At 61.5% G+C, this 11,123-nt stretch carries 9 protein-coding genes and 1 pseudogene; 1 reads left to right on the top strand and 9 read right to left on the bottom strand.

Translation table 11 applies throughout. The features are described 5' to 3' along the window. A pseudogene (locus tag KP701_RS15495) lies at window positions 1-111 on the top strand (IS5/IS1182 family transposase); the annotation flags it as partial. Between the two features lie 93 nt (window positions 112-204). Here the strand turns inward: KP701_RS15495 and KP701_RS15500 are convergent. The 9 genes from KP701_RS15500 to KP701_RS15540 form a co-directional block, all read right to left on the bottom strand. Further along, a complete protein-coding gene (locus KP701_RS15500) occupies window positions 205-471 on the bottom strand; it encodes a hypothetical protein (protein WP_215747838.1) in 267 nt (88 codons plus the stop codon). Between the two features lie 152 nt (window positions 472-623). Beyond that, complete coding sequence (locus KP701_RS15505; protein WP_215747839.1) at window positions 624-968, bottom strand: hypothetical protein; 345 nt, start codon at window positions 966-968, stop codon at window positions 624-626. 74 nt (window positions 969-1,042) lie between these two features. Then, on the bottom strand, window positions 1,043-1,588 hold the full coding sequence (locus KP701_RS15510) for a hypothetical protein (protein ID WP_215747840.1): 546 nt from the start codon (window positions 1,586-1,588) through the stop codon (window positions 1,043-1,045). 11 nt (window positions 1,589-1,599) lie between these two features. Next, entirely contained in the window at window positions 1,600-2,616 is a 1,017-nt protein-coding gene (locus tag KP701_RS15515) for a hypothetical protein (RefSeq protein WP_215747841.1), read from the bottom strand. A gap of 1 nt (window position 2,617) precedes the next feature. Then, window positions 2,618-3,376, bottom strand: a complete 759-nt coding sequence (locus KP701_RS15520) for a hypothetical protein (RefSeq protein WP_215747842.1) — start codon at window positions 3,374-3,376, stop codon at window positions 2,618-2,620. 1 nt (window position 3,377) lies between these two features. Continuing rightward, window positions 3,378-4,718: a hypothetical protein gene (locus KP701_RS15525; protein ID WP_215747843.1), complete on the bottom strand. Its 1,341-nt coding sequence runs from the start codon at window positions 4,716-4,718 to the stop codon at window positions 3,378-3,380. Then, window positions 4,715-6,412 (bottom strand): hypothetical protein, encoded by a 1,698-nt coding sequence (locus KP701_RS15530; protein ID WP_215747844.1) that lies wholly within the window; start codon window positions 6,410-6,412, stop codon window positions 4,715-4,717. Before KP701_RS15530 ends, KP701_RS15525 begins: the two co-directional genes overlap by 4 nt. A 1-nt stretch (window position 6,413) precedes the next feature. Further along, on the bottom strand, window positions 6,414-10,850 hold the full coding sequence (locus KP701_RS15535) for a phage tail length tape measure family protein (protein WP_215747845.1): 4,437 nt from the start codon (window positions 10,848-10,850) through the stop codon (window positions 6,414-6,416). 17 nt (window positions 10,851-10,867) lie between these two features. Beyond that, window positions 10,868-11,123, bottom strand: a 256-nt coding sequence (locus KP701_RS15540; protein WP_215747846.1) for a transposase, incomplete at its 5' end; no start/stop codon positions are given.

Raw genomic sequence — 11,123 nt, forward strand, 5'->3', positions numbered from 1 at the left:
TTCGTCCGAACTGTCGGTATCACCCGGGCCACCATGAGGATCGGCCTTGCCAATATTGTCTACAACATGCGCCGCTTCCTCTTCCTCGAAAGATTGAACGCGAGCGCGTAGTCCTCCCACTGGCGATGGACCGCGATCTGCTCAAAACGCAGAGCGAAAGTCACCCCCGAAACCCTCAATCAAAGCGCCAAAAAACTAAAATCATCAGACAATCGCATCAACAAACAGTTCTTCGATCCCTCCATCTATAACGTTACCCATTTCTGGGTATTGATACCAAGTATTGGTTCTTGAAAGAACATGGATGCAGTCAATGCTATTTTTTTGAAAAAAATGTTCTCCGAAACCTGGCCTATCAAGGTGAGGCCTATCGGTATAACTATCAAAACTTATGACTAAATTGTCTTTTGAAAACGCTCCGATCTTTTTTACAAGAATATTTTCCGACCGATAAACGTCCTCGACAGTCATTATTATTTTTCCGTAGTGATAGGGATACCTTAGAAAGGCATATTTCGACACAGTCCAAGAGTTATTGAAACATTTTGTTCCTGTGTGAGCAAGGATTGTCATGCTGCTTGCAAGGCGTTTGTGTGACCTCGAGCATAGTCTTGGTGGCTGGCTTACTTCCCGATCGAGACCGCCAGATGCACAACCCCGGATCCGAGGATCGAGGTCAGCAATGTGATGGCGGCCGTCACGACGGCCCGCGCACCGAACAGGCGATCGAGCTTACCATTGATCTGGCGGTTGCTGCTTTCCATGGACTTTGCCAGGGCCTCGATCTCGCTCCGCAGCGAAGCGATTTCCTGTCGCATTTCCGCCTTGAGATCGGACTGACTGTTCCCGACACTGGAGAGCTGGGTTTCCAGCGTCAGGCATCGGTCTTCGAGGACCCGGATCCGCTCTGCCGCCGTGAGAGCTTCAGGGAGGCTTGCGGCCGAAGCGGCCGTCTGTGTGTCAGGCATCGGTTTTCCATAAAAAAAGCCGCCCGAAGGCGGCTGTCAGAGAAAGCGGTAAGAGGCAGAAACGGCGGTCTGGCTCAGGCCATGATATCGCCCGGCCGCGCCGGCAGAGCCCCGGTTGTGGTGTCTGTGCCCGCAGCGATAGCAGACACGGTCGTCACATAGTCACGCATGGCCTGCGTGAAACTCTGGCCCATGGCGGCCGCAAGGCTGGCCTGCTGGTGGATCCAGCTCATTTCGTTTTGCGCCTGTACCTGGACAGACAGCGGAGCAGAGGGCGGAATATAGGCCACGACCTGCCCGTCCTGCACCCCGGCCCCGAACGGCAGACGGGCCGACCATTGCGCTTCTGCCAGCGCCACCATGTCGGCCGCTGGCGGCACGTTGCTGACATCGGACATGTCCCAGACATCCCACCATCCGGTGACAGGCGTGGGCTGCGGCGCCGTTCGGTCATAGGAGGCATAATACCGTGCCGGCCAGGTCGCACGGGTGGCCTCCGTCGCCAGCAGGGCCTCGGTTGGCACACCGTTGGGGAAAGGAGCATAGGGCGGATTCCTCAGAGGCACGACGCCCGGTCCGGATGCTTCGTTTTCCAGGGCGTCAGAAGACGTCTCGGACATGCTGTTCTCCGTCATGCCGGCCCCATGGCCGTAATCGTCAGATCCGTATCACTGGCGACATCCGACGTGCCGCCCGCCTGCCAGACCACAAACACGCTCAGACCGGAATTATTGACCGAGCCACGATTGATATTGGCGATCACGGAGTTGCCATTGCTGCCAGCATTGGTGGTGCCAAGATTGACCGACGGCGTACCGCTGAAGCCTTTCGGAAACGCGATGGTCCCGGAACTGCCGTTGATATTGCTCACGGTAAACTGCTGGAAGAGGATGTTCCCCACCCGGATCCAGTAACCGCCAGAAAGCGTCCCGAAGCTGGCCTGGGCAAACCGCAGCGCCACCAGGCTGGGTGTGTTGACCATCAGCGAACCGTCCGACAGATCCCGGACCAGATTGTTGACGGGCTCCAGCCCCGAGGCGGCGCCGTTATTGACGACATTGGCCCGGCACCAGTCGATGCTGGTCAGACCGATGATGTTCTGCCCTGGCGGGTTCGTCCCCTTGTCATTGCCATAGAACAGGAAGGCCTGAAGTTTCGCCGTATCGTACAGCAGGCCATATCCCCGCCGGCCGCTGGAACTGTTCGGATCGAGCGCCCAGACCCCGGAGATATACTGCGACAGATCCGTTTTCGTCGGAACCGCCACGCCACCGGCCGTAATGCCGGATCCTACATCCAGCCCGCCTTTGATTGTCAGGCTGCCGTCGTCATCAAGGATCGGGAGACAGGCGGCCGGGATCTCGTTATAGACCTCGATCGTCGCCACGAAATTCAGCAGCGCTGCCGTGCCATAACTATTGCCCAGAACCGTGGTCCGGGCGAGCGTGGAAGGCGTGCCGACCGTCAGGGTGCCAATGCCCCATTCCGCCTGGGTGCCATCATCCGCGAAATAGAAAACCCGCCCCCCGTTCGGAAACGCTGCGGAAAAGGATCTGCGATCCGTCGCAGCACCATTCAGCGTAAAAGCGGCCGTGCCGGGATTGGTGGCGGTCTCCAGAACAAAATCTGCAAGCTGCGGCGCCGTCATGTCACAGTCTCTCTGTCAGTGTGAAGGTCAGGGCACGGCGGTCGGCCGGCCCGAACGGATTGGACAGGTCTCCGCCCGACAGCCGGCCGAACAGCGCGTCCTGCGCGGGGACATCCGAAGCCGGATCCGGCACGAACAGGATATTGCGCCCCATGGTCCCCAGACGGCAGATCTCCCGCAGGGTCTGGACCTCGGCCGTGCCATAGGACTGATGGGCGATCGAGGCCTTGCGCTGGATCCAGCGGGCCTGCGGATACTCTGCTCCCGACAGCGCCGTGGCTTCATCCACGCCACTGGCAAAGCCGGCCGTGCTGTCCGTCGAGAAATTGCGCACCGGCTGCCACAGCGGCCCGATATAGGCGAGCGGCAGGGAAAGGAAGCCGTCCGGATTGCTCGCGTCGTTCAGGGTGATCATCACCGTATCGCCTGTGACAGCCTGGGGAGCGATATAGACCGCCTGCCCGTTGCTCACACCGAGCAGCCCTGCCCACTCATGGACGATCGTGCCGGCATTGCGGACGGTGACGGTTCCCTGCGCAGCGGCGGTCAGGTTGGTCCGGTGGAACGAAAAGACCCGCAGCGGCGCAGGCGTGGGCAGTGTCAGGGTGAGCGTGCCCGTGGTCCCTGGCACGCGCCAGGCGACCGCTGCGGAGCCCTGGGGACTGGCGAGGTTGCCGACAGGCAGCTGATCAGCCTGCGCATCCGCCGACAGCACGCCATCGAGGACCCGGTTCTGATAGCCAAAGCCACAGTTTTCCATCTCAGGGCATCCCGTTCTGTGACAGCGTGCCGGCCAGGGTCATGTTGCCCTGGTCATCGACGGAAAACACGCGCTTGCTGCCGATCGAGTAAACCAGCTTGCTGCCGTCATAGGTCACGCAGCGATCGGAATGATCAAAACAGACCTCCTGACCGGGCGCGGCCGTAAAGGCCAGTTTCGTCTGGGCATTCTCAGCCACAAAGGCTGCATAGCTGTATTTCCCGGACATGTTGGCGCCACTGCTGGCGGTGGACTGGTCCTGATAGCCAGAGCCGGTACTGTGCGTCCCCTGGGCTGAAAACACATTGCCATTCGTCGCGGTGCTGACGATCACATCCCCTACTGACGAGGATCCGTTGATGACGATCTTGGCCGGCGATGCGCTGCTGATGATATTGAGGTTGGAGCTGGTGGACGGCCCCGTCAGCAGAACGTCATGCTTGCCGGCGCTTTCGACAAAGACACCGGCTTCAGAATGCGTGCCGGAAGCGTGATAGCCATAGGCGCCGCCGCCCTGGGACCAGATGTCATTGTCGCTTGCCACATCGGCCGTCCCGCCGTTGGCTTTGCCGCCGATGTAGATGGCGTCGTGATAGGAGGCCACGGTCTGTCCTGAAGACGCACCGAAGAAAATCCCCGCCAGGCTGGTGAAACGCGACGTGGTATTCAGGAACATGTTGACGATGAAACAGCCGCTCTGGCCATTGCAGTCCAGATCGGCATTGTTCAGATCACCTTCCGCCCCGATCGTGGACATGTTGGCCGCCATGGCTCCCGGATCATTCATGGTCCCGGATCCGGGCTGCCCGAACAGCGTCCCCGATCCGGTCGCCGGATGGAAATTGCGGGAGACGTTCCAGTTGATCCCCCAGCCCGGACCGCTGTTGACGTCCTGCATCGCCCCGAAATAGGCCGCCATCTTCGCGCCAGGCGCTGCGATGCCACCCGTGGCCGAGCCCCGGCCCGTATTCATGTAGAGCCCGAAATACCCCTGATATTCCCATTGTGGCCCGAGCGTTGTGGAACCGTAGGACGAAAACGCCGTCACCACCGGACCGCCTGCTGCGGTCGTGGTGGGACACGACGCCACCGGACAGGTCGGGATGGAAGGACTGCCGGCAATCTGGAGATTGACCGCCTTGCCGTTCTTGCTGTCGATTTTCGTCGGGAACCAGGCCGAGACCTGCGGCGCCCTGACGATGTCATTCGGGTTCTTCGACGAGTTCCAGGAAATCCAGTTCGGACCGGCATTGAGAGCGGGCGCTGACGGCGTCTGTGCCTGCGCCGCAGAGAGGCCCAGCAGCAGCGCGCAGGCCGTCATGATCGGATTCAGAAATTTCATGCGGGCACCATGTCTTCGAGGTCGCCACCAAAATCATTGGTCTGGTCGGCCGGGTTCTGAGGATTCCCCAGGATCAGGATCTGGAGTGTGACGGTCGCGTCCGAGGACCGGATATGCTCGGCAACAACGCAGCCCATCGTGGCTTCTGACAGGCCTGGAACCGGAGCCTGAACCGAGACGAAGTCACCCAGATCCACCTGCCATGCGAGAGCTGCCGGAACGGAGACCGCCCACAGTTCACGGAAACTGCCCCACAGATCCCCATGACGTTCAGCGATCAGCTGCGCGTCATAGGCGCTTTGCAGGGCCGTGGTGACAGGTGACGGATCGTTCGGCACCCGCCACCGCGCCTTGACGACAGCGCTGAACCAGACCGAATTGCGGTCCGAGATGGCAATCAGCGCCTGCCGGTCCGTGGGCGCCTGGGGATGCAGCCCGGATCCTGAAGTCTGGATTGTGAAATTATGCTGGCTGCCGATGCGCCAGCGCCATGTCGGGGGATTAAGGGAACTGTCCAGGCCCACGGACGAGATCTCCGTGATCTGGTCAGGCGTCAGGACCAGGACGGGCTGCGTGCCGTAGACGGGCGGTGCGAGCGCGACCGGGCGCATCGTCCCGCTTCGGGTCGGGATCAGGGAAATCCCCAGCCCCGACAGCAGCGTGTTGACAACGTCCGCTCCGGTGACAGTCTCCGAACCGTCCCAGAACCATCCTCCCGCCCAGGGCGCAAGATCGGACGTGGTCGACCAGGATGGATCGAGATAACCGGCCGGAAACGCGAAATCCTCCACGAGCATCTGCCGCAGGATATCGAGGACGTTCTGAGGCGCCGCCCCGGATGCGAAGGATCCGAAGGCATCGACGGTGATGCCGTAAACCGGCTTTGTTCCCAGCCGCAGCCATGTTCCGGTCGGGCTGCGCTGGACCGTATAGGTTCCGGGCGCCGGAGAGGCCGCATACAGATCCGCCACATCTCCGCCATAACCGATCCCACCGCCAAAACCACCCTCGTAAAGCGCGGTGATCGCGGCCGGCCCGTCACTGACCTGATAGACGTAATTCGCGGCATCGATCAGGGTGGGGCTGATATTGCAGACCGTCCCCCGGACCCGAGGCTGGTTTCGGCCGGCCACATTGCTGTCGCCATCCAGCTTTCCGCCGCCGCCATAGGTCCTGACGTCCATATTGACCGACAGCCAGGACGAGACATCGAGCAGCGGAATGGACAGCGCGTTGCGGTCCGGCTGCCAGACCGTGCCCAGACCGCCAAAGATGGGCGTCAGGGCAGAAGGTGGCGGATCAATCCATAACCCCCTGGCATCGTCCCAGCGCTTTTCTCCCCCGAAGATCCTGATCGGCAGATGATCGTTGACCTTCTGGGTGATGACGTCATCGAGCGCACCGTCCGCGTTGATCAGGGTGATCGCGCCATAGCTGGACGATCCCCCGAGAGCCGAAGACGACAGAGACAGCCCCCGGTCCAGATCGAAAGCCTGAGTGACGATCGGGGGATAGGGAACATGATCCGGCGTCACATAGCCCAGATCCGAGAAACGGAGGGTTTCTACGGCTTCAAGACTGGCCGCCTGCCGCGTCAGGGCGCCATGCGGCCGCGTCCCATGGGCCGGGCTGCTGTCACTCCTGACTGCGGACGGCAGGACCAGGTCGATCTCAACCGTCCGGAATAACACCATGTCATGCCGCCTTTGCTGTAGTGGTTTTCAGGTTGGTCATGCGCGCCTCACTCAGCTGCTTGCCGGCCAGATCGACCAGCTGTTGCAGCGTCGTGTTGAGCGTGTCGGTTGAGGTTTTCAGTGCCTCTTTCATGACGGAGGCTGTCAGGTCATCGGTGCTGACGCTGCCAAGACTCTGCAAGGCCTGCATGACGCGGGCATAGTCATCGGCATAGGCCGTCCCGGATCCGTTATAGGTCTTGCTGGTCGACAGCAGCGTCTGCATGTCGCCCTGCATCGCCTGGAGCGCCGTATAATCCCCGCCCTGGGCTGCCGTCAGATCGGTCGTGAAGTTGTCATTCGCGACCTTGTACTGATCGGCAGCCGACAGCGGAGAGGCATCCGACGTCGCCAGACCCGCCCCATAGCTTTCCAGACTGGACATGACGCTTTCAGCGCTTTGCAGCGCCTGGTCATTGTACTGCTGCTGGATCTGAAGACGTTCGGCCGCGAGCGTCTTTTCCAGGTCGGCCGACTGGTTGATGTATTCCTGCTGGGACGCATAGGAATCCCCGAGGAAGCTCTTCCAGCTGTCAGCCAGCTGCTGGCGCTGCTGATCGGCACTGACATCGAAATTCGTCAGCGCCGCCCCTTCATCATCGCCCGTGGCAGCCTGGTATCGCGCCTGGACGGACAGATCACTCTGCCGCAACGTGGTCAGCTGGTCATTGAACCCCTCCTGATACAGGTCATTGAACTTCGAGCTGATGGCGGATCCATCGAGCCCGTAACTGTCCGCCTGCGACGCAGCGGCCGCGTAGGTGGATTGCAGCGCCGCCATCTGCTCGACCCAGGACTGCTGGCCCGAGACGGTGGCATCGAGCAGCCCCGGCATGGTGGTGTTGACGAAGGTGGTGATGGTGGAGATCTGGGTCTGGAGATCCGAAGTCGACAGCGTCTTGCCATCGAGCATGGTATCCAGCGCCGTTTTCAGATCCCCGGTCGCCTGGGTGAAGCTGCCGACCGTGACCGTGCCGTCCGAATTGAACTTCGAGACCGCCACGCCCAGCTGATCGACCGTGTCCGCCATGGTCTTCAGGTTCTCGATCGCCGTCGTGTAATCCGACACGGAGGTCGCGTCACTCGGCAGCCCCTGCTGGAGAGCCTGCTGGAACGTGGCGTCCGACGTGCTGTAGGTCGCCTGTTTCAGCAGATCCGTCAGCGAGACGGACTGAAGGGACTTGTCCTTGTTGTTTGGATCACTCCGGACCGTCCCCAGCAGCCCGCCATCACCGCCACCAATGCTCACTCCCTCAGCAGACAGAACCTTGTTGAAGGACGCGATGTCAGACTTGAGCTGCGCCGTGATCTCGTCGGTCTGTGCCTGATTCCAGGTCTTGCCGAGCGAGAGCGAGCCTCCCGTCGTCATGACCTGATCGATCGTGTACGGGTTTTTCTTGTGCCCGAAGAGGCCACCAATCAAACCGCCCAGACCACCGCCGATCAGACCGCCCAGCATGGTGCCGATCACCGGAATGAACGATCCGGCCGCCGCACCTGCTGCCGCACCGACACCGCTGCCGATCAGCCCGTTGGTTTTGGTCCCGCCGCCGATACCGGACAGCGCCGAGCCGATCCCGAAACCTCCGCCGATGCCGCCGAGGAGGTTGCCCACCGTGGCCGTGCCGAACAGGTTGGTCTTGAGCCCCGAAGACGACCAGGACGTAGAGCCACCAAGACCGCTTGCAGAACTGACCGAGGATCCGGCCGAGCTGACCGGATTCCATCCCCAGCCTCCAGAATAGGTGCTGATCGCATTCGCGCTGGTGACACCCGAAGAGGATGCCCCCGAGAGAATGGACGAGACATCCCCCAGTGTCGTCCGGCTCTTGCCATCGATCGCGCTCAGTAGCGGATTGATCAGCGCCAGCTTGGCGACCAGGGAAATGATCTGGCTTTCGACACCCTGCATGGCGGACTTGAACTTCACCCCGCCATTCGAGGCGTTGACCAGGGCCTGCGTGAAGCTGCTCGACAGCGTGTCAGCCGCTGACGAAATGTCGCTGGTCAGCTCATTCAGCGTGTCCTGCTGCTTCTGGTAGGCGTTCGTGGCCGTCTGGATCGCCGCGACATTATCCAGATCGGCCTGTGAAGCCTTGGACGTGAGATCCGCACCGTTCTCCAGAAGTGCATTGCGTTCCTTCAGGACGGCCATCAGCACCGACACGGCATCGGAATCCTGTCCGATCGCCGCCGTCTCAGCCTTGATGTAGTCGAGATCGAGGCTCTGGCTATACTCCTTGCGAGCGGTCGTGATGTCCGCCTGCGCCTCGGCCTGCCGCTTGAGCGCGTCCGTAAGGACTGCCGTCTGGCGAGCCTGTTCCTGCGTCCCGGCGACCGACGTTGCCTGGACCGTGTCCGAGGCTTCCACCGATCGCAGATAGTCGTCCAGGCTGCCCTTGCTGGCATCATAGGACGACAGCAGTGTGTTCTGGGCCGCTGTCTTGCGGTCCATGGTTTCGATCGAGCTGTTGAACTGGCCCGTCAGAACCTGCTGTTCGTTGGCTTCCGCCTTCAGAAGCTGTGCTGATGTCGCATGAGCGTAACCCAGCTTACGGGCCGCTTCTTCGGTCCGTTGGTCGATCTGGACCATGGCCTTCTGCGCGGCCGTGCCAGCCCAGGCGGCATCCGTTGCCTGCTGCTGCTGATGCGCCAGCTCCTGCATTGGATCCCGCAGATCATTCAGGACGCCCTTATGCGCCATCAGACGCTCAGTCAGATCCTGCGTTTTCGTCGCATAGTCCGCGTCCGTGACCACGCCCGCCTTATGGAGCGTGTCCAGCGCCTCCTGGGCAGAGGTCAGCTGTTTGATGGCGTTGGTCTGTTCTGCATACTTCGCGTTTGTCGAGTCATCTGACGTCTTTGTCGCGTCATCGACCTTGCCCTGCATCGTGGCGATGGTGGTGGCACCATACGTCTGGCCACCCGTGACCTTCTGGGCATAGTCCTGCACGGACTGCGGCACCGCGGCCTGCCCTTGCAGGTATTTGTCGACGTTCCCTTCGCCCCAGTTATAGGCCATGGCGACAAGCTGCTCGTTGCCGCTGTATTTGGAATACAGGCGGACCAGTAGACGTTCGGCCGCCGTGACATTGCCGGTCGGATCCGTCAGGTCATTGCCAGCCGCATTGGACGGCATGACCTGCATGGCGCCGATCGCACCGGCCGAGGATGTCACGACCGCGCCATTGCGGTCATACTGCCCCGTTGCACTTTCGACAGGCTGGATCCGGTGCGCCAGAGAGATGACATCCGAGGTGGCGCCGATCTGCTGCCCGACCGTATCGATCAGGCCGGACACGCCCGAGCTGCTGCCCTGCTGGACCTGCTGCTGCCGGGTTTCATAGGCAACACGCTCCGGCTGGAAGCTGTCCATCCATTTTTTGACGGATTGCAGGCTGGAGCCCATGGACGCCAGGGCATTGATTCCCTTCGTGGCGGCCGAGACGATCCCGTCACCGATAGCGGATGTCAGCTGTCTGGCCCCCTGGATCGGACCGTCCCAGGACTCCTTCAGGTTCCGCAACGCCTGCTGGAACGGCGTCAGACCCTGATCGGTCGCACCCTGCGTCGCGGATCCGAGCTGCTGCATCAGCAGCTGCCAGGCCTGCATCCGGTTGCCGCTGTCCTGAAGATCCTTGACCTGCGTGACCAGCCCCTGATGCACGCCCAGAAGACCCTTGTCGGCAAAGTCCTGCGCCGCCTTGGCAGGGTCCGCATAGGCATCCGCCATTTCCTTGGCAGCTTCCGGCACGGTCTCGCCCATGACTTCCGCGAGATCCCGCGCCTCCTGAGACAGGGATGTCAGGCTGGAGCTGTCGATCGTCGGCACGGCCGCAAAGGTCGTGGTGACGCTGCGGCTGTCATCGAGCGACAGACCACTGCCGGCAGAGAGCTGACGGGCCGCCACCTCGGCCGCGCTCGCCATGGCCGTGTAATCGTCGCGGGTGGTCCGCAGGTGCTGTGACAGCGTCGCCAGCTGTTCCTGCTCGGCCTCGGCCGAGGCTCCGACCTTATAGACGGCCGCAGCGGCCGCCGCTCCCGCCAGAGCCAGACCCGCCGGTCCGACCAGGAAGCCCGTGACGGTCTCGATCGCACTGCCAAACCCGCCCATGACCTGAACCATGTTCGGCACCTGGTAGAAGGCCGCCTGAAATGCGGAGCCGCCTGCCATGACCTGATCGAAGAACTTGTGCGCTTCGTCTGCCAGAATGCCCATCTGCTGGCTGGACATACTGGCTTTCTGGGTGGTTTCAGTTATCGCACCCGAGGCAGAGTTATATGCCTGAACAGCCTTTTCATGCGCCTGAGCCAGCTTTTCGACCTTGGCAGCCTGCCCATCATAAGATCGAGTGGCCTGTTCCGGCGTGATCTCGCCGCGCCGGACACTCTCCGCCAAGGTATCCGCAGATGTGGCTAGGCCGTGTTGACAAAAGATCCAATCCAGAGCCTCGCGGCGGCGAGGTTGAGAAAGCTCATGAAAGACAGGACGGTCTTGTCGTATCGGGTGGCGATGCGGCGCATCTGCTTGAGGTGGCTGAACATCCGCTCGATGCGGTTACGGTCCTGGTAGCGCCGCCAGTCTGTTTTCTGCGGCGCACTTCGGCCTTTGCGTGATGGAATAATCGGCAGGATCCCGTAGAGCAGTAGGTCCTGGCGGAAACTGTCGCTG

This window comes from Gluconobacter sp. P1C6_b, assembly GCF_018811945.1.
Taxonomy (GTDB): Bacteria; Pseudomonadota; Alphaproteobacteria; order Acetobacterales; family Acetobacteraceae; genus Gluconobacter.